This window comes from Xanthomonas fragariae, assembly GCF_017603965.1.
Taxonomy (GTDB): Bacteria; Pseudomonadota; Gammaproteobacteria; order Xanthomonadales; family Xanthomonadaceae; genus Xanthomonas; species Xanthomonas fragariae_A.
Map to the genome: position 1 here is coordinate 1,837,437 of NZ_CP071955.1, position 17,943 is coordinate 1,855,379.

The 17,943-nt window shown below is 62.4% G+C and carries 18 protein-coding genes; 1 reads left to right on the top strand and 17 read right to left on the bottom strand.

What is annotated here, in order from left to right; translation table 11 throughout:
• Window positions 1–2: 2 nt before the first annotated feature.
• From J5I97_RS08595 to flgB, 16 genes are all read right to left on the bottom strand, one after another.
• On the bottom strand, window positions 3–569 hold the full coding sequence (locus J5I97_RS08595; protein ID WP_208591227.1) for a PilZ domain-containing protein: 567 nt from the start codon (window positions 567–569) through the stop codon (window positions 3–5).
• The gene (locus J5I97_RS08600) at window positions 569–862 is read right to left on the bottom strand and encodes a hypothetical protein (protein ID WP_208591228.1); all 294 of its coding nucleotides are present in this window, start codon (window positions 860–862) and stop codon (window positions 569–571) included. The genes J5I97_RS08595 and J5I97_RS08600 overlap by 1 nt, the downstream gene beginning before the upstream one ends.
• An 8-nt stretch (window positions 863–870) precedes the next feature.
• Window positions 871–1,284, bottom strand: a complete 414-nt coding sequence (gene fliS / locus J5I97_RS08605; protein WP_208591229.1) for a flagellar export chaperone FliS — start codon at window positions 1,282–1,284, stop codon at window positions 871–873.
• Window positions 1,285–1,433: 149 nt separating this feature from the next.
• Window positions 1,434–2,759 (bottom strand): flagellar filament capping protein FliD, encoded by a 1,326-nt coding sequence (gene fliD, locus J5I97_RS08610; RefSeq protein WP_208591232.1) that lies wholly within the window; start codon window positions 2,757–2,759, stop codon window positions 1,434–1,436.
• A 252-nt stretch (window positions 2,760–3,011) separates the two neighbouring features.
• A complete protein-coding gene (locus tag J5I97_RS08615; protein ID WP_208591234.1) occupies window positions 3,012–4,211 on the bottom strand; it encodes a flagellin in 1,200 nt (399 codons plus the stop codon).
• Between the two features lie 318 nt (window positions 4,212–4,529).
• Window positions 4,530–5,735, bottom strand: coding sequence for a flagellar hook-associated protein FlgL (flgL, locus tag J5I97_RS08620; protein ID WP_208591236.1), 1,206 nt, complete (start codon window positions 5,733–5,735; stop codon window positions 4,530–4,532).
• The gene (gene flgK / locus J5I97_RS08625) at window positions 5,735–7,609 is read right to left on the bottom strand and encodes a flagellar hook-associated protein FlgK (RefSeq protein ID WP_208591238.1); all 1,875 of its coding nucleotides are present in this window, start codon (window positions 7,607–7,609) and stop codon (window positions 5,735–5,737) included. The genes flgL and flgK overlap by 1 nt, the downstream gene beginning before the upstream one ends.
• Before the next feature lie 11 nt (window positions 7,610–7,620).
• A complete protein-coding gene (flgJ, locus tag J5I97_RS08630; protein WP_208591241.1) occupies window positions 7,621–8,805 on the bottom strand; it encodes a flagellar assembly peptidoglycan hydrolase FlgJ in 1,185 nt (394 codons plus the stop codon).
• Window position 8,806: 1 nt separating this feature from the next.
• Window positions 8,807–9,925, bottom strand: coding sequence for a flagellar basal body P-ring protein FlgI (locus J5I97_RS08635; protein ID WP_208591242.1), 1,119 nt, complete (start codon window positions 9,923–9,925; stop codon window positions 8,807–8,809).
• 10 nt (window positions 9,926–9,935) lie between these two features.
• The gene (gene flgH, locus J5I97_RS08640) at window positions 9,936–10,628 is read right to left on the bottom strand and encodes a flagellar basal body L-ring protein FlgH (protein ID WP_208591243.1); all 693 of its coding nucleotides are present in this window, start codon (window positions 10,626–10,628) and stop codon (window positions 9,936–9,938) included.
• A gap of 38 nt (window positions 10,629–10,666) precedes the next feature.
• Window positions 10,667–11,452 carry a flagellar basal-body rod protein FlgG gene (flgG, locus tag J5I97_RS08645; RefSeq protein WP_116905582.1) on the bottom strand — a complete coding sequence of 262 codons (786 nt, stop codon included), beginning with the start codon at window positions 11,450–11,452 and terminating at the stop codon, window positions 10,667–10,669.
• A 475-nt stretch (window positions 11,453–11,927) separates the two neighbouring features.
• Window positions 11,928–12,683 (bottom strand): flagellar basal-body rod protein FlgF, encoded by a 756-nt coding sequence (gene flgF, locus J5I97_RS08650; RefSeq protein WP_208591245.1) that lies wholly within the window; start codon window positions 12,681–12,683, stop codon window positions 11,928–11,930.
• A 144-nt stretch (window positions 12,684–12,827) separates the two neighbouring features.
• Window positions 12,828–14,051: a flagellar hook protein FlgE gene (gene flgE, locus J5I97_RS08655; RefSeq protein WP_208591247.1), complete on the bottom strand. Its 1,224-nt coding sequence runs from the start codon at window positions 14,049–14,051 to the stop codon at window positions 12,828–12,830.
• Window positions 14,052–14,082: 31 nt separating this feature from the next.
• Complete coding sequence (locus J5I97_RS08660; protein ID WP_208591251.1) at window positions 14,083–14,748, bottom strand: flagellar hook capping FlgD N-terminal domain-containing protein; 666 nt, start codon at window positions 14,746–14,748, stop codon at window positions 14,083–14,085.
• A 48-nt stretch (window positions 14,749–14,796) separates the two neighbouring features.
• Entirely contained in the window at window positions 14,797–15,204 is a 408-nt protein-coding gene (gene flgC, locus J5I97_RS08665) for a flagellar basal body rod protein FlgC (protein ID WP_023903962.1), read from the bottom strand.
• A gap of 3 nt (window positions 15,205–15,207) precedes the next feature.
• A complete protein-coding gene (gene flgB / locus J5I97_RS08670) occupies window positions 15,208–15,609 on the bottom strand; it encodes a flagellar basal body rod protein FlgB (RefSeq protein ID WP_208591252.1) in 402 nt (133 codons plus the stop codon).
• Between the two features lie 311 nt (window positions 15,610–15,920).
• Between flgB and J5I97_RS08675 the strand changes: the two genes are divergently transcribed.
• A protein-coding gene (locus J5I97_RS08675; RefSeq protein ID WP_208586475.1) for an IS5 family transposase occupies window positions 15,921–16,726 on the top strand; the annotation gives its coding sequence in 2 pieces (ribosomal slippage) (window positions 15,921–16,251 and window positions 16,251–16,726; 807 coding nt in all).
• Between the two features lie 83 nt (window positions 16,727–16,809).
• On the opposite strand, the gene J5I97_RS08680 is transcribed toward J5I97_RS08675, so the two are convergent.
• On the bottom strand, window positions 16,810–17,754 hold the full coding sequence (locus J5I97_RS08680) for a chemotaxis protein CheV (protein WP_208591254.1): 945 nt from the start codon (window positions 17,752–17,754) through the stop codon (window positions 16,810–16,812).
• Between the last annotated feature and the right edge of the window lie 189 nt (window positions 17,755–17,943).

The window sequence follows — 17,943 nt, forward strand, 5'->3', positions numbered from 1 at the left end:
CGTCAGCGCTGGCGGCGGGCGTCGGCAATTTGACGGCGATGCAGACGGAACAAGTGCCGTTCCAGCGCGTCATGCAAGCCTGTGGAAAGCGGGGCAAACCTCAGCCACAGCCAGTCATCGTGGTCGTCGCTGGCGCTTGTCAGCACTTCGGCAGGAAGTTTTACCAATTCAGGCAGCCAGTCGGATGGCTGCAAACAGACGCTGCCCTTCGTGCCCGGCACGTGACCAGTTGCGCCACTCAGGCAGATGCCGCGCACCGACCAGCGCACCGTACCGTGGATCAGGCCGTTCTCGCCCTGACGTACCAGGCGGCCGATCAACGCGAGCATCAGATCGAGCTTGGCGTCCATGCGCTGCACCAGCAGCGGCAGTTCGCCACGGTCTTCGCTGGTTTCGTCGCTGCGCAGGTCTTCGACTTGGCCGAGACTGCGCAGCAAGGTTTCTGCAGCGCTATGCGAGCCGGCATCGCTACCTGCGCAGAAGCCGGCCGGTAGACGCAGTTGGCAACTCAGCGTATCGGCAAACAGCTCGGCATCGGCCGATGGCGCCAGTGCGCCGAGCGCGGTCATCAAATCCGTCCGACCCGTGCGTAAGCGCGGCTGGCCGATGAGCAAGTGCGTTGCGCGCGGATCATGTCAGCCAACTTGCGTTGACGCTCGCGCATCAGGCGCATCAGATCGTGGTGCATCGTCAGCAAGGTCTGCAACGCGTCGCGGTCCTGGTTCAGGTCTACATGTTGCGCATATTCGCGCAAGTGCAGGTCGTGGTTATCCAGCATCTGCGGCATCGCTTCGAATTCCTCGTGCGCCATGGCGATGCGAAGGTCGGCGATTTCGGCTTGGAGACTTTGCACGTTATGCATGAGTGAACTCACGAGACGGCAGCAATGCCGCGTTGATCCAGGGGAATGGAATTCCAAGCCGAGTCGATTTCGCTCAGCAGATCCAGCGCTTCGACCAATTCGGACTCGTCGTTGTGCAGGTTGGCTGCGGTCAGCCGCTGCATCACATAGTCGTACAGGGCCGAGAGGTTGCTTGCGATCTCCCCACCGACTTCGTGATCGAGCGAACCGTTCAAATGACCGACGATCGCACAGGCTTCGCCGATGGCCTTGCCCTTGCGCGCCTGATCGCCCTGCGCCAGGCAGGCCTGGGCCAGACGAATGCGTTGGCAGGCGCCGGCAAACAGCAGCGACACCAGCTTGTGCGGGCCGGCTTCGGTCACGCTGGTGGATACACCGACCTTGCGGTATTGCTCGGCATACTGGAGATTGGAACCGTACATGGATGACTCCTCAATGGGCTGACCTTCGCTGGTTCCGGAGCGCTGTGCTCCTGCGACGACGCTCTTGCCAGAATGCAAGGCCTAATCACGATAGGCTCTTTATGTATCGGCAAGATCCTTGCAGGACTTGAGGACCCGCAGCACGGAAATTAGCTTGTCAGCAGGCTGCTGAGCGAGCCGGTACTGCTCTGCAGCTTGCTGACCAAGGCTTCCATCGCGGTGAACTGCGCGGTCAAACGGTCGCTGAACTTCGTCATGCGTGCATCGAGGTCGTCCAGATCGGTCTCGTAGCCCTTGATCTGCTTGTTAAGGCTTTCCGAGCGCAAGCTCAGGGTGCCGGTGGTGGCGTTGACGTTGCTTTCCAGCAACTTGGTCATCCCGGAGCTGAACTTGCTGTCCTTGCCCAACGCGTCGGTGGCGGCACCGCCGTCGGCGGCAATGGCGGTATCGAACTTGGCGTTGTCAAAGCTCATTACGCCATCCTTGTCGATGCTCAGGCCCAACGCCTTGAGTTCATTGACGTTGCCGCTGACCTGGCCACGCAACTGCTGCTGCAGGCCGCGCACCAGCGAGTCGCCGGTCAATGCCGAGGCCGTCTTGGTGGTGGCGTTATAGCTGCTGCTGTTCTTCAACAGCGTATTGGCGGTGTTGTAGGCGGCGGCGAACGCGGTGAGATTGCCCTTGATGCCACTGGTGTCGGCGGCGATACCCAGATTGAATTTGGTGCCTTCGGCAGCCTTGGTGAGGTTGAGTACTACGCCGGGCACGATGTCGGTGATCGTGTTGGAACTGGAGGTTCGCTCGAAGCCATCCACGCGTACCCGCGCGTCGGCGGCGGCCACGGATTGTGTCAAGCCGCCAGTCACGCCGGCGCCGAAGGTGAGGCTGCTCAAGCTCGGGTCGCTGGCACTGACGGTCAATGCGCCCTTGACGCCGGTATCGACTGCATTGAACACCAGATGTTGACCATCGTTGGCGGTCACCACGCTGGCGGTGACGCCCTTGCCACCTGCTGCCTTGTTGATAGCAGCGGCGATGTCGGTGAGCTTGTCGGTGCCGCTGATGTCCACGGTGACGCTGTTGTCGCCGTAGCCGATCGTCAGCGTCCCGCTGCCGACCGTGGCATCGGTGGTAAACGCACCAGAGGCCAGTTTCTGAGCAGCGGACAGCGAGACCACTTCCACCGAATAGTTGCCGGGAGCAGCGGTGCTGGTAGTGGTGGCGGTAAAGCCGGCATCGGTCGGCACCGTGGCCTTGTAGGCGTTGGTGTCGGCGCTGCTGACGACCTTGTCCAGCGCAGATTTGAGCGTGGTCATGCTGCTCTTGATCTGGCTGATCGCCGACAGTTGGGTCGTTGCCGCAGTGCCGGCCTTGTTGATGCGGGCCTGCTCAGGATCCTTGCGCTGGGCAACAAGCGTGGAGACCACGGTAGGGACATCCAGTCCGGAGCCGGAAGTGCTGATCAACGATGCCATGGTGCATTCCTCATCTAGGCGTCCGGCGAAAGCGGATGCATTGGATTACGAGTTGGGTATCGGCCGCATCCAGCGGGACTTTAGCGGCAACGCCCGTTCTCGGTCGCGACGCTTGGTCGGTGCAATTTCCATGCCCAGGATGCGTCAGGAAAACTGCGTCAAAAAACCGCAGCAGCAGTCGCGTCAGATCTGCAGTAAAAAAAAAAGCCCCTCCGAGGAGGGGCTTTGGACTTACTGCAAAGCGCTTAACGATTACTGCAGCAGGCTCAGCACGTTCTGCGGAACCGACTTGGCCTGGGCCAGCATCGCGGTGCCGGCCTGCTGCAGGATCTGCGTGCGGGTCAGCTCGGCGGTGGTTTTGGCGTAGTCGGTATCGGCGATCCGGCTGCGCGAGGCCGACAGGTTCTCCGAGGTGGCGGCCAGGTTGGCGATGGTGGAGGTGAAGCGGTTCTGCACCGCACCCATGTCGGCGCGCGAGGAGTTGACCGTGGTCAGCGCCTTGTCGACGATTTCCAGTGCTTTCTGTGCGCCCGAGAACGTGGAGATATCCAGGTTGCCCAGAGTCGAGGCGGTGGCGCCGGAAGCGGCCGAGGCGGTGGTAATGCCGGCGCCCACGGTGATGCCGGTGGCGCTGGAGGTGCCGGCCGACAGCGAGGTGAAGTCCTGGCCGGCTTTCAGCGATTCGATCTGCACCGTACCGTCGGCTTTGATCGAGGCATACATGCCGGTCTGGTCCAGCTTGTCGTTGATCGCCGAAGCGACCTTCTTGTTCACGTCAGCCGCAGTGTCGCCGGCCCCGACCTTGATGTCGGCGATGGTGACGCTCTTGGCTGAACCGCTGGCGTCGTTGAACGACAGACTGATGCCGGACACCGAGCCAGAAGCGGTGGCGGTGCCGCTCACGCCGGCACCGGAGACTGCGGCGGCGAAGTTGGCCTTGCCCAGCGAATCGACATTGGCATCGACGATGGTGTTGATGCCGATGGTCTGGCCAGCGTCGGCGCCGACCTGGAACAGCGCGCCGGCGAAGTCGCCGTTCAACAGTTTGGTGCCATTGAAGCTGGTCTGGTTGGCAACACGATCGATTTCCGAGGTGAGCTGCTTGACTTCCGAGTTAAGCGCCTCACGGTCGGTGTTCGAGTTGGTGGCATTGGCGGACTGCACCGACAGCTCGCGGATGCGCTGCAGGTTGTTACCGATTTCGACCATCGCGCCTTCGGCGGTCTGGGCCAGCGAGATACCGTCGTTGGCGTTGCGCGAAGCGACGTCCAGGCCGCGGATCTGCGTGGTGAAGCGCTCGGCAATTGCACCGCCGGCCGCATCGACCGAGAAACTGGTGATGCGCTTGCCCGAGGACAGCTGCTGAATGCTCAGCGCCAGGCTCGTGCTGTTGGTGTTGAGGTTACGCTGAGCATTCAGCGACATTACGTTGGTGTTGATTACCTGTGCCATTTTTGATCTCTCCTAAGCGATTTTTCCGGCAAGGGGGACTTGCCTGGAGCCTCCGCAGGGGGGCCATCAAGTTGGCCGTTGCCGCTGCTGAGATGGATAACGGCGTTGCGTCGGGAACCTTTAGCGAAATCCAGTATTTTTTACTGTTTTTCTGCATCGGGACGAAATAATGAAACGTTGTGTATCAAGGGGTTCGGTTTATTCGGCAGCACCCCCGTAGATCTTTAGAATTCGTATAATTTTTTAAAAATAAATTCCGTCTGTCTGCGCAGGTGCGCACGCGCAGGAGCGGAGAAAACGCTGGTTTTCTGCTGCAAATCAGCGGATCAGGTCGAACAACGACAACGACTGCATCTGCTGAAAAATCGTTTGAGCGGCCTGCAACGAGGCCTTTTCGAGTTGGTACTGCCCAATCGCCGAGGCATAGTCCAGATCGCGGATAGACGACAAGGTGGTCTTGAGCGTGACTTCGTTGGATTCGAGCAGCGCATTGACGTTGTCGATGGCCGATAATTGCGCACCGCCCGAGGCGCGCGCATCGATCACCTTCGACGAGGCCTGCGCAATGTCGCGCATCGAGGTCTGCAGCGTGTTGATCATCGCCGCCTTCTGCGGCAGGGTCACCGTGTCGGCGTTGAGCGCGCCGACCAGATCGTCGATGGTGGAGAACACGTCCTTGGTGGCGGAAGCACCGATCTGGAAACTGTCGCCCGCCGCAGGTGCGCCGCTGATGCGCATACGCAAGCCGGCCGCGTTGATGTCTTCGCCATCTTTGTAAGTGCCGGTGCTGACTACCGCATTGGCACTGTCGCGCACCTCGTAGGTGTTGGCGGCGGTGAACTGCACACTGTAGCTGCTGCCATTCCAGCTGCCGGTACTGGCATCGCGGCTGAAATCCAGCAGCAGCCCGGTGCCGGTATTGGCGCCATTTGCGAGCGCGTCCACGTTGCCGTCGCCGGTACGGATGCGCATGAAGATTTCGCTGCCGGGCAGGGTGTCGCTGACAAACGTATCCGGCGCCACTTCAACCTGCTTCTGGGTCTGGTCGCCGTTGTAGGTGACCCCGCCATTGCTCTTGACGAAGGGCGCGCTGCCGTCGGCGGCGCCGCCAAACAGGTAGCGCCCGGTGCCGTCTGTACTGTTGGCCAGGCTCACCATGCTGTCGCGTAGTGCGGTCAGTTCCGAGGCGATCGCCTTGCGGTCGCTGGGCGCGAGCGCCGAGCTGTTGGCCTGGATCGTCAATTCGTTGACGCGCGTCATGGCGTCGCCGGCCTGCGCCAACACGGTTTCCTGCAGGCCGAGCCGGTTCTTTACGTTGTTGGCATTTTCGCCAAACTGGGTGATCGCAGCCAGGGCGCGATCCAGACCGAGAGCGGTGCCGGCGGCGACCGGGTCGTCCTTGGCGGTTACCAGGCGCTGCCCGCTGGCGAGCTGGGCTTCGAGTTGGTTCAGCCGCGACTGCTTGGCCGTCATCGACGACACCGACTGGCTGTACATCATGCTGGTGGAGATACGGTCGTTCATCAGCGTACGGCGCCCAGGATGGCTTGGAAGATGGTGTCGGCGGTGGAAATCATCTGTGCGGCGGCTTGATAGGCCTGCTGCAGTTTCAGCATGTTGGCGGCTTCCTCATCGAGGTTGACGCCGGAAATCGAATCGCGGCTGGCCTGCGCCTGGTCGTTGATGACCTTTTGCGCATCGGCCGAATAATTGGCCGCACGCGCGGCCGAGCCGACCGAGGTGGTCAGGCCCGACAACGCGCCGTTAAGCGTGACGGTGCCGCCGTTGAGCGCCTTGGCGTCTTCGACCTTGGCCAGTAACTTGGCGTTGCCGTTGTCGCTGGAGCCGGCACCCATCGGGCCGACGCCAAAGGTGTCGCCGGCCTTGGGCGCGCCATCCAGCGCAAAGCTCCAGCCGTTGGCGCTGATGGTCTGGCCGGCGGTGTAAGCAAACGGGCCGGTGCCATCGATGGTGTATTGGTTGGCGTCGATGAACTCCACCGACGAGGGCGTCAGCAGCGCGGGATTTTGCGCATTGGTCACTTTGACGTCGCTGATCTTGCCGGTGCCCAGGTTGGCGACCGTGGCGGTGGCCTTGACCGGGGTGGCGGCGGCGATGCGCGAGGGGTCGGTGATGGCCACCGACAAGGTACCAGCCAGCCCGGCGGTGGGCTGCAACAGGAACTTGTCGCCGCTGGCCGGGGTACCGCCAACCACCATGCTGACGCCGTTGAGCACCAGCGGATTGGCCGCAGTGCCGGTGCCGGTCATGGGCACGGCCGAACCGGTGCTGGCGTTGGTGGCTTTCCAGGCGGCGCCGTCGAAGCTGAGCGTGACGTTCTGGCCGTTCACTGCAGACATGTTGCTGAAACTTGCGCTCAGCGACGCGCTGCCGGTGTTGTTCGGGTTGGCGGCGGTGGTGGGCGAGTCGATATTGAAGAAGTTGCCGCCCATCGCGCCATACAGGTCCATACCCTGGCTGTGACCTGCGTTGAAGGTGCTGGCCATGCCCACGGCAAGACGGCCGAGTTCGGCCTGGGTCGGTTCGAGCACGCTGGTGCGGAATTCCAGCAGGCCGCCGATCTGCCCGCCCAGCGAGTTGGCACTGAGGCTGACATTCTGGCCTTGGGTCTGCATCGCCACCTGCAGCTTGGTCGGCTGATACGGATCGGCGACGGTGGTCAGCTTGGATGAAGTGGTACCTACCACCAGCGCTTGGCCACCAGCGGTGAAAACATTCATGAAGCCGCCGTCCTGGATCACAGCGGTCCCACCGGTGTAGCCGACCAGTTTGGAGACCAGCGCATCGCGTTGATCGAGCAGGTCTGGCGCGGCGTTGTCGATATTGTTGCCGATGGTGCCGTTGATCTTGGCGATCTGCTGCGTCAGGCGATTGACCTCGTCCACCGACCCGGTCAAGCCGCTGTTGACCTCATTGCTCAGGCTGTCCATTTGCCCGTTGAGCTGCTTGAAACGCGTGGCCAGGCTATTGCCGCTGTCGAGCATGCTCTGCCGCTCGGCGGTGGAAGAAGCATTGGACGAGACCGCACTTGTGGAGTCGAAGAAGTTCGACCACAGCCCTGCCACGCTGGTGGCGGTATTGGAGTACAGGCTGTCCACGCGATCGGACAACGACGACAACTGCTGCAGCCGCGACAGTTCGCCGCCGCTGTCGAGCAGACGCGAGATGGCCAGCTGGTCGGCCACGCGGCTCACGTCGGTGATCTTGGCGCCATTGCCCACGTACGCGTAGCCCATGTCGGTCGGCGTGCGCGTTGCGAATTCCACACGCTGGCGGCTGTAGCCTTCGGTATTGATGTTGGCGACGTTATGACTGACGGTCGACAACGCCCGTTGGAAGGCGATCAGCGCACTGGTCCCGGTGGACATGATGGACATGGGCGTTTACCTCAACGACGGGTGGTGCCAAGCCCGGCAGGCTCGGCGTTGCTGGCATAGCGGTTGGACAGGTCCGCCGCTGCGTTGCCAATTGCGGCGACCGCACGGTCGATGGTCGGACCGTTGGCGATCGCCGCGATCTTGGCTGCGTAGCCCGGATCGGTGGCGTACCCGGCCTGTTGCAAGCCGCGTGCAAAACCCTTGATATCGGTTCCGGCCTGCAGTGCGGGCTGGTAGCGACTGTTGTTCTTCAGCAGCCGCACGTAGTCGGCAAAGCTCTCTTCGGCCGAGCCGTAAGCGCGGAAATCTGCGGTTTCGGTGACTTTGACGCCATTGACGTATTCGTGGGTGCCGGTGGTGACCTTGTCGCCACTCCAGCCAGTGGCCTTGATGCCGAACAGGTTGTTGGAATCGCCGCCATTACCGATGCCACGCCGGCCCCAGCCGGTTTCCAGCGCGGCCTGTGCCACCAGCGCTCGCGGATCCACGCCCAGTTCGCGCGCAGCTTTCTGCGCATGCGTCCAGATCTTGGCGACGAAGCCTTCCGGAGTGCGCTCGCCCAGACTGGCGGCAGCACTGCTGGCGGCGCTCGCATTGACCGCGGCATTGGCATCGGCGACATCGCTGACAGCCACATCGCTCCAGCGGTCGTTGGCCGCCGGCCAGCTCAGCGCGGCCGTATCGTCGCTGCCGGAGTCGCTGCCGCCGGTACGCCCGGCGATCAGATCCAGCACCTGGCTCACGCCGATGCCGATGCCGCTCAGGCTACCTGCACTGGTTCCGCTACCCGTGCCGGTGCTGGCAACGATGCCGGTTGCCGCGCCATCGCGGGCGGGCAGCGGCAAGGAGGCATCGCGCCTGCCGGCCACCAGCGAATAGGCCTTGGCGGCATCGGCGGTGCTCAGCGATGTGTTCAACGCCGGGCCGCCGGTATCGCCGCTCAGCTGCTTGGAGATCATCGCCGACAGGCCCAGACCCTTGCCTTCGGTCAATGCCTTGGCCATCTGCTGGTCGTACATCTCGCGGAACATCTGGTTTTCGCCAGGAAACATCGGGTCCCCGGAGCTCGCATCGCGCATGCTCTTGACCAGCATCTGAGCGAACTGTCCTTCGAGCTGACGTGACACCTTGTCGATCTTTGCGGGATCGGCCTTGGTGCTCGGATTGAGATCAATGGGCGAGGCTGCGATACGCATGTCAGATCACCTCCAGCTCCGCCGTGAGCGCACCGGCTTGCTTCAGCGCTTCCAGAATAGCCACCAGGTCGCCGGGAGCGGCGCCCACTTCGTTGACTGCACGTACGATCTGATCGAGCGTGGTGCCGCCTTGGAACTTGAACATGCGGCTGCCTTCGGAGGTGGCCGTGATCGTCGATTGCGGTGTCACCGCCGTGCGACCGCCACTGAAGGCACCTGGCTGGCTGACGTTGGTGTTCTCGCTGATGGTCACGGTGAGCGAGCCATGCGCGATTGCCGCCGGCATCACCCGCACCAACTGGCCGATCACTACCGTGCCGGTGCGTGCGTTGACTACGATCTTGGCCGGCGCGTCGCCCGGAGAGAGTTCGACGTTTTCCAACCGCGACAGCAAGCCGATACGGGCGCCAGGATCGGTCGGCGAGCGCACCGCCACGGTCACGCCATCGACCGCACGCGCAGTACCGGAGCCGAAGCTGCTGTCGATCGCCGCGACCATGCGCGAGACAGTGGTGAAATCGTTCTCATGCAGGTTGAGGGTGATCTCGCCGTTGCCGGCAAACACGTCCGGCAGTGCGCGTTCAACCGTGGCCCCGTTGGGGATGCGACCGACGCTGGGAATGTTGACCGACACCCGCGAGCCGTCCTTGCCTTGCGCGCCGAAGCCACCGACCACCAAGTTGCCCTGGGCCATCGCATAGACCTGGCCGTCGGCGCCTTTCAGTGGTGCCATGAGCAGCGAGCCGCCGCGCAGCGACACTGCATTGGCGATCGAAGAGACGGTGATGTCGATCGGCTGGCCGGGCTTGGCGAACGGCGGCAATTCGGCGTGGATCGCCACGGCCGCGACGTTTTTCAGCTGCGGGTTGACGTTCGCCGGAACATTGACGCCCAGCTCGCCGAGCAGGTTCTTCAAGCTCTGCACGGTGAAGGGCGCCTGGCTGGTGCGGTCGCCGCTGCCATCCAGACCAACCACCAGGCCGTAACCGACCAGCGCGTTGCCGCGTACGCCGCCGACCTGGGCAAGATCCTTGATGCGCTCGGCCGACGCCGGCGCGGCGATCGCGCAGACGGCGACAGCGGCAGCAAGGAGACGGAAGGGCAGGGCAGACAGATTCATGGTCGCAGGCTCAGTAGGGCGACAAACGGGAATTGAAGAAGCGGCTCAGCCAGCCCATCGCATTGGACTGCGCAACTGCGCCGCGGCCGCCGTAGGCGATGCGTGCATCGGCCACCTTGCTCGACGGCACGGTGTTGTCCGGGGCGATGTCGGCGGCGCGCACGATGCCTTGCACCTGCACCAGCTCGTCGCCCTGGTTCAGGCGCAGATTCTTCTGCCCCTGGATCACCAGATTGCCGTTGGGCAGGCGCTGCATTACGGTGACGGTCACGCTGCCCTGCATGCGGTTGCTCTGCGCGGTGTTGCCCTTGCCGTCGAAGCTGCGATCGCCGCTGGTGGAATTACGCAGCACATCGACGCCGTTGACGGTGAGCGGCATGCCGAGCAGTGTGGGTGTGCTCATGTCCACCGTGTCGGCCTTACTGATGGTGGTGTTGGCGGTGGACGAGGCGGTGGTGCTTTCCACCAGGGTCACCGTCAGCAGATCGCCGACATCGCGTGCGCGGCGGTCGCCGTACAGGTTCAGGCCCGGGCCGGCTGCATAGATCGCGCCAGAAGTGGGCTGCGCCACCGGCGCAACCACCGGCACGATCGGCGGCAGCGAGGCGAACGGCCGCACATCGCCAGCTGCCACGCAACCACCCAGCAGTGCGCTGCAGGCGATGGCAAAACCCAGTGAGGAGAGAGAAGGCAGGCGTGACATGGCGTGGATTCCTGAGAGGGCAGCGACCGGCGAGCCGATCAGACGTTGTTGTTCAAGTAACCGAGCATCGAGTCGGTGGTGGAGATCGCCTTGGCATTCATTTCGTAGGCGCGCTGCGTCTCGATCATGCTCACCAGCTCTTCCACCGTATTGACGTTGCTGCCTTCCAGCGCGCCCTGCACGGTACTGCCCAGACCATTGAGGCCAGGGGTGCCGTTCTGCGCGGGGCCGGAAGCGGTGGTTTCGACGAACAGGTTTTCGCCCTTGGATTGCAGGCCCGAGGGATTGATGAAGTCGGTCAGCGTCAACGCACCGATTTCCTGCGCGGCGGCCTGGCCGGCCAGCGTTACGCTAATGGTGCCGTCGTTGCCGATGGTCAGCGACTGCGCACCTTCCGGCACCTGGATGCCTGGCTGCAGCGGGTAGCCGCTGTTGGTGACCAGCTCGCCCTGCGCATTGATCTGGAACGTGCCGTCGCGGGTGTAGGCGGAGGTGCCGTCGGGCATCTGCACTTCGAAGAAACCGCGACCGTTGACCATCACGTCGAGCGCGCGGCCGGTCTGCTGCTGGCTGCCTTGGTCGAAGCCCTTGAAGGTGGACACCACGCGCACGCCGGTACCCAGTTGCAAGCCGGTCGGCAGTTGCGTCTGCGCCGAGGTCGAACCGCCGGGCGCACGCACTTGTTGATACAACAGGTCTTCGAACGCAGCACGATCGCGCTTGAAGCCGGTGGTATTGGTATTGGCCAGGTTGTTGGAAATGACCGACATGCGCGTCTGCTGCGCATCCAGTCCGGTTTTGGCGACCCACAAAGCCTGATTCATGACCCGATTCCTCGTTAGACCCGGGAATATGTTCCGGGCACGGCTGGGTATATGCACGTGCTGTGCCAAAGCTGCGACGGATTTTTGCCGCCCGTGCTTTGGATCAAGCGCAACGGTGTGTGTTGGCCATGCAGACAGCGTGGCGAGCGCCATGCGGACAGCTTCGCGTGCATGTGGAAGCATGCGATTCTGGTCGATGCAGGCATTGGCCACGACCGGTAAGGGTAAGTACCGCGATTGTCCCTGCAGACTCGACCGCCGGCTTCGCGCAAGCGAAAAGGCACGCTTGCTTGCTTCAGTGGCGGGCGTGTGTAACGTGTTTCGGGCCGCGCGGCGGCATCGCAACGATGCAATCGGCGGGGAAATCCAAAAACCGAATTGCAAATACGCGACAGGCGCGCGGCATCGTCTGCAGCGCTATCCCCTATTTGCTATGCCGGAACCGCTAACCGCGCAGGAGCCAGCTTGGTCGTTGTTAGCCACTGACACGCAACAGCGAATTGGCCGACTGCGCGTTGTCGTCGCCGTTCTTGATGATCTTGACCTGCATTTCGAATTGCCGCTGCAGCTGGATCATCTCCACCAGAGCGCCAGCGGCATCCACGTTGCTGCCCTCCAGCATGCCGCTGTTGATGGTCTTGCCGGTGGCGATCTGAAACGCCTGCGCCGGGTCGGTGCTGCTATTGCGCATCAACCCGTCCGGGCGCCGCGTCAAACGGTCGGCGGGGGCATCCACCACCTTCATCTTGCCGACGATGGCCATGGTCTGCGGGCCTTCGCCCTGCGGGATGATCGAGATACTACCGTCGCTGCCGATCTCCATCGCCTGGTGCGGCGGGATCGTCATCGGGTTGCCGCCTTCATCCAGCACCGCGTGGCCATTGGCGGTGACCAGCTGGCCATTGGCGGTCAGCGCCAGCTCGCCGTTGCGGGTGTAGGCCTCGCTGCCATCGGGCGACTGTACAGATAACCAACGGTCCTGCTGCAGCGACACGTCCAGCGGGTTGCCGGTCACCTTCTGATGGCCTTGGCTGCGATCGAAACCCTGGTCCACATGCAGCGCATCGATCCGCGACGGATACCCCTTGCCCTGGATCTTGAACGCTTCGGTGTTGGCCAGCGCAGCCTTGAACCCCACCGTATCGACGTTGGCGAGATTGTGCGACACGGTACCCTGCGCCTGCAGGGAGGCGCGGGCGCCGGTCATCGCGACGTAGAGAGCTTTGTCCATTAGGCACCAGAATTGGGAAGTCGGGATTGGGGAGTCTTAAAAGCGTGATTGCCGTGAGCGGAGAGAGCAGCGGCAGGGCCGTTATCCGATTGACGGAGTACCGGCTCTTGCCAATCCCTAATTCCGAATCACCAATCCCGGTTCTTAACGAATATTGATGATCGTCTGGGTGACCTGGTCCTGGGTCGAGATCATCTGCGAGTTGGCCTGGAAGTTGCGCTGGGCCACGATCATGTTCACCAACTGCTCGGTCAGATCTACCGTGGACGCTTCCAGCGAGCCGGATTCGATCTGGCCCAGGTCCGAGGTGTCCGGTGCGCCGGTGCGGGCGGCGCCGGAAGTGTAGCTTTCGGCCCACATATTGTTGCCCTGCGACTGCAGACCCTGCGGGTTGACGAAGCTGCTCAGTGCGACCTGGCCCAGCGGCTTGTCGGCGCCGTTGGAGTAGCGCGCGAACACCACGCCGCTGGTGTCGATGCTGATCTCGTTGAGCTTGCCGCTGGCGTAGCCGTCCTGGCGGGTGTCGCGCAGTGCGAAGGCTTCGCCGTACTGGGTCGAGCCGCTGACATTGAGCTGCATGTTCAGCACGCCGGCACCGGTGCTGGGGGTGAACGGGTCCATCGCGATGATGCCGTTGGCCGGGGTGGTCAGCGAACCGGTATCGGAGAACTGCAGCGTGGTCGGCGCACCGACCGCAGTACCGTCAACGTAGTTGTGCACCTGCCACTCGTTCGGGTTGGCGGTTTTGACGAAGTAGGAGGTCTGCACGTGGCTGACCCCCAGCGAATCGTAGACGTTGATGCCGCCGGTGGAATGGCTGTAGCTCTTGTCGTCGGCCGGGTCGAATGGGCTCACTGTCGGAGCGGTGGCATTACCGGGCAAGGTAAAGGCCAGGTTGACCGTGGAGGTCGACTTGGGCGGGCTGTCGGTGGTCAGCAACTGCAGGTCCGACAGGCGGCCGACGTCGAAACCGTTACCGCTCGTGTTGGGCGCGAACACCTGCAGGCGGGCGCCCTCCGGGTTGATCACATAGCCGTTGGCGTCGGTCTGGAAGTTGCCGGCGCGGGTGTACATTTTGGCGCCGTTGGACGTTACGGTGAAGAAGCCTTCGCCGGAAACCGCTAGATCCAAGCTGCGTCCGGTCGGGTCGATATTGCCCTGCGAGAACTGCTGCGCCACGTTGCTGACGCGCACGCCCGAACCCACCGCATTGCGCGACAGTCCGTAGCTGGTGCTCTGGAACATGTCGGCAAACTCGGCGCGCGATTCCTTGAAGCCGGTGGTGTTGACGTTGGCGATGTTGTTGGAGGTTACGTTCAGATCGGCATTGGCTGCGTTGATGCCGGACAACGAGGTATTGAAAGCCATGGATGAGTTCCTTTAATTGTCGGTTGTCGGCTCAGCTGACGCGGAGCACGTTGGCGAGCGGGGAGGTGCCGAGCCCGGTCAGATTGAGATACAGGCCGTCCGAGCCGATCGTGACGCTGTCCACCGGTGCATCGACGTAGGTGGACAACTTGCTCTTGGCACCGGCGGTGTCGGTTTGGGTGGCGGTGACGCCGTATTTGCCGGCCACCATGCGGTTGCCATTGGCATCGGTGCCATCCCAGGCAAACGCCACTTCACCGGCGGCGCTGGCGGGCACGCTGAGCTGTTTGACGAATGTGCCATTGGCGTCGGTGATTTCGAAGTTGACTGTGCCGGCCGAGGTCGCGGCGACCACGCCATTGGCCGAGCCAGCGGCATCGATGGCGACCTGCGCCGACGGCACCAACACGTTGTGCCCGACCAGCGAAGCGCCCTTCAGCACCTGATCGCTGTTCTGCGATGCGGAGAAACTGCCGAACTTGGTATTGAGGTCGCCAATGCCCTGGACGGTGGAGAACTGCGCCAACTGCCCTAGAAATGCGCTGTTTTCCATCGGTTTGAGCGGGTCCTGGTGCTGCAGCTGCTCGGTCATCAACTTGAGAAAGTCGGCCTGGCCGAGCGCATCTTCTTTCTTTGCAACGGTGCTGCTGGTGGTCAGCCCAAGGCTGGTGTAAAGGTCACTGCCGATTGTGCTCATCTGGAATGGTCCGTAAAGTTTAAGGGTCAGCTAATCAGCTAAAACAGGTCAGCGACCCATGGTCAGGGTCGCGAGCGCCAGTTCCTTGGCGGTATTGAGCATTTCCACGCCTGCCTGGTAATTGCGCGAGGCGGAAATCATGTTGACCATCTGCGCCACCGGGTCCACGTCGGGCGAGAACACGTAGCCATCGGCATCGGCCAGCGGATGGCCGGGCTCGTAGCGACGGATCGGTGGCGCGTTGGTGGTGGTGATCTCCTTGACGTTCACCGAGGTCAGGCTGGGGTCTTGACGGTTCTGCTGAGCCTGGAAGATCGGCTCGATCGGCTTATATGTCGCCTCTGCCGAACCCGCGACAGAATCCGCATTGGCCAGATTGGAGGCGATCGTGCTCAGGCGCACCGACTGCGCATGCAGCGCCGAGCCAGCCACATCGAAGATGGGAAGGTTGCTCATGATTTATTGGCCCGTGATCGCGGTGAGCATTGAACGCACCTTGGATTCGAGGAAGCTCAGCGACGCGCGGTATTCCAGCGCTGCGCGGCCGTAGGCAGCGCGTTCGGCGTCCGGATCGACGGTATTGCCGTCCAGACTGGGCTGGTCGGATTCGCGGCTGATCTGGAAAGGGTTGAGCCCGGCACTGCCGCCGATTTCGTAATGCTTAGCGTCGGTAGTCTGCAGCAGTGTGCCGTCACGCACGCCTTCGGCCGACTTAAGCGCCGCTTCGAAATTCAGGTCCTTGGCCTTGTAACCAGGGGTGTCCACATTGCTCAGATTGCTGGCAATAAACTTCATGCGCTGCTCGCGCAGCGGCAATGCATCGCCGTGGATGCCAAGGAAGGACGAGATGGGATTGGACACGGTGCTCTCCCGCGAAGTGTTGCAAGGGAGAAAGCAATGTTTGTGCCAGATCCGGGGTGTTGTGGTCCCACTGAGCGGGTAGGACGCTTTGAGCCGATGATAATAAGTGGTAGCTGGGCCGTCAGAGAATCGCCATAGGCGGCTGCCGCTAGCGTGAAGGTAGGCAGCTTGCCGGGTAATCCGGCATTATCTGGCTAGGGTGGGATATGTGTACTCATAACCCACCCCGATTCTTTTATTAAACGCGCGTGTATTAAGAGCGTCTAACAAAACCCCTTGAATCTTGTCTCGCCGGTGGCAAAATTGCGGACATGACACGTCGCAAAGAGATCCCCATTGCGCTGTGGAAGCGCATCGAGCCGCTGATTCCCCAAGTGAAGCGTTCGCCCAAAGGTGGACGGCCGCGTATCAGTGATCAGCAAGCCCTCAACGGCATCGTCTATGTCTTGCGCACGGGCATGCCATGGGAAGACCTGCCTGTGGAACTGGGCTATGGCAGCGGCATGACCTGCTGGCGCCGGTTGCGTGATTGGCAAGCCGCCGGTGTGTGGCATCGTCTGCATCAGGTGTTGCTGACCGAGCTGCGTCGCGCCCAGAGGCTGGATCTGAGCCGAGCCAGTCTGGACGCCGCCAGTGTGGCCTCCCCCCGGGGGGCGCCTACACCGGGCCAAACCCGACCGATCGCGGCAAACTCGGCAGCAAACGGCATCTGATCGTGGACCGCAACGGCGTGCCCTTGGCAGTGTGCGTCACCGGCGCCAATCGGCACGACTCGGTCGTGTTCGAGGAGTTGATCGACGCCTTGCCGCCAATTGGTGGCAAACCAGGGCGCCCGCGACGTTGGCCAGACAAATTGCACGCCGACAAGGCTTACGACATCGACCGCTGTCGCGCCTTCCTCAAGCAGCGCGGCATCATTGCGCGGATCGCACGCAAGGGAATCGAGCGCAACGACCGGTTGGGCCGTCATCGCTGGGTCGTCGAGCGCACGCATGCCTGGTTCGCAGGCATGGGCAAACTGCGCATCCGCTTTGAACGCCGCATCGATCTCCACTTGGCGTTGCTCTCGCTTGCATGCTCCATCATCTGCTTACGGCTTCTTCCTGGGTTTTGTTAGCCGCTCTAAACGCATGCGCTGAAGTACGGGCCCTGCATGCTGCCGGCTACTGCCCGCCGGGTCAGAACGGCCGAGCAGTCAGATCAGGCCGCTTCGGCGACCACTTTAAGGCGGGCGAGTACGTAATCGGCTAATTCGTGGGCACTGTACTTGGCCACGAACGCATTGGCGCCGACCTGCTCGACCATGGCATTGTTGAACACGCCAGATAACGAGGTGTGCAGCAGCACGTACAAGCCCTGCAACCCAGGCGTTCGCCGGATTTCCGTCGTCAGCGTGTAGCCGTCCATCGCCGGCATTTCGATATCGGAGATCACCATGGCATAGCGATCGGCCGGGTTTTCGCCAGATGCAGCCACCTGCAAGAGATGGTCCAGTGCCTGGCGTCCATCCGACAGCAGGGTCGCCGAAACGCCGAGCTGGTCGAGCACGCTACGAATTTGCTGGCGCGCCACCCGCGAATCGTCCACCACCAGCACCTGAAACTGCCGGTCGTAAGCGACCAGCTGCAGCGACGGATCCAGTTGCACGTCCTTGCTGACCTTGGCGATATCGGCGAGCACACTTTCCACGTCGATTACCTGTATCAACTCGCCCTGGAACCGCGTCACCGCCGTCAAATAAGTGGCTTCTGCACCCAGTTCCGGCGGCGGATGGATATCTTCCACCGCAATATTGACGATGCGCTCCACCCCGCTGACCAAAAAGCCCTGGACCGAGCGATTGAACTCGGCCACGACCAGATAGCCGGGGCCGGTTCCGGAGAGCGAATCGCGCTCCGGGTGGCCGATCGCCAGGCCCAGGTCCAGCACTGGCACCGAGCGCCCGCGCACGTCGGCCACTCCGGCGAACTCGGTCGGCAGGCCTGGCACCTGAAACAATTCCGGGCGGCGCAGCACTTCCTGCACCTTGAAGACGTTAACGCCAAAAAGTTGGCGCCCACCCAGCCGGAATAGCAGCAGGGCCAGTCGATTGTGGCCAGCCAGGCGCGTACGCTGGTCGATGCGGTTGAGCAGATCGTGAGTCATGTGGCAGATATCGACAGCGCCATTAGAAAACTTGAGGGGTTTTGCGGCTGGCTTGGGCGCTGTCGGGATTGAGGAGTAGGGATCTGGGATTCGCTAGAGATCCCAGCTGCTTTTTGCATCTGGAGAACGCAATAAGAGGGGTGTCATTGGCCCATTGCCGCGAATGATTGGCCCATTGCCGCGGATGGA

What these genes read in the sequence shown, in the direction of transcription:
- J5I97_RS08595 (WP_208591227.1), bottom strand. Translation starts at nt 569, where the DNA reads ATGACCGCGCTCGGCGCACTGGCGCCATCGGCCGATGCCGAGCTGTTT.
- J5I97_RS08600 (WP_208591228.1), bottom strand. Translation starts at nt 862, where the DNA reads ATGCATAACGTGCAAAGTCTCCAAGCCGAAATCGCCGACCTTCGCATC.
- fliS (WP_208591229.1), bottom strand. Translation starts at nt 1,284, where the DNA reads ATGTACGGTTCCAATCTCCAGTATGCCGAGCAATACCGCAAGGTCGGT.
- fliD (WP_208591232.1), bottom strand. Translation starts at nt 2,759, where the DNA reads ATGGCATCGTTGATCAGCACTTCCGGCTCCGGACTGGATGTCCCTACC.
- J5I97_RS08615 (WP_208591234.1), bottom strand. Translation starts at nt 4,211, where the DNA reads ATGGCACAGGTAATCAACACCAACGTAATGTCGCTGAATGCTCAGCGT.
- flgL (WP_208591236.1), bottom strand. Translation starts at nt 5,735, where the DNA reads ATGAACGACCGTATCTCCACCAGCATGATGTACAGCCAGTCGGTGTCG.
- flgK (WP_208591238.1), bottom strand. Translation starts at nt 7,609, where the DNA reads ATGTCCATCATGTCCACCGGGACCAGTGCGCTGATCGCCTTCCAACGG.
- flgJ (WP_208591241.1), bottom strand. Translation starts at nt 8,805, where the DNA reads ATGCGTATCGCAGCCTCGCCCATTGATCTCAATCCGAGCACCAAGGCC.
- J5I97_RS08635 (WP_208591242.1), bottom strand. Translation starts at nt 9,925, where the DNA reads ATGAATCTGTCTGCCCTGCCCTTCCGTCTCCTTGCTGCCGCTGTCGCC.
- flgH (WP_208591243.1), bottom strand. Translation starts at nt 10,628, where the DNA reads ATGTCACGCCTGCCTTCTCTCTCCTCACTGGGTTTTGCCATCGCCTGC.
- flgG (WP_116905582.1), bottom strand. Translation starts at nt 11,452, where the DNA reads ATGAATCAGGCTTTGTGGGTCGCCAAAACCGGACTGGATGCGCAGCAG.
- flgF (WP_208591245.1), bottom strand. Translation starts at nt 12,683, where the DNA reads ATGGACAAAGCTCTCTACGTCGCGATGACCGGCGCCCGCGCCTCCCTG.
- flgE (WP_208591247.1), bottom strand. Translation starts at nt 14,051, where the DNA reads ATGGCTTTCAATACCTCGTTGTCCGGCATCAACGCAGCCAATGCCGAT.
- J5I97_RS08660 (WP_208591251.1), bottom strand. Translation starts at nt 14,748, where the DNA reads ATGAGCACAATCGGCAGTGACCTTTACACCAGCCTTGGGCTGACCACC.
- flgC (WP_023903962.1), bottom strand. Translation starts at nt 15,204, where the DNA reads ATGAGCAACCTTCCCATCTTCGATGTGGCTGGCTCGGCGCTGCATGCG.
- J5I97_RS08680 (WP_208591254.1), bottom strand. Translation starts at nt 17,754, where the DNA reads ATGACTCACGATCTGCTCAACCGCATCGACCAGCGTACGCGCCTGGCT.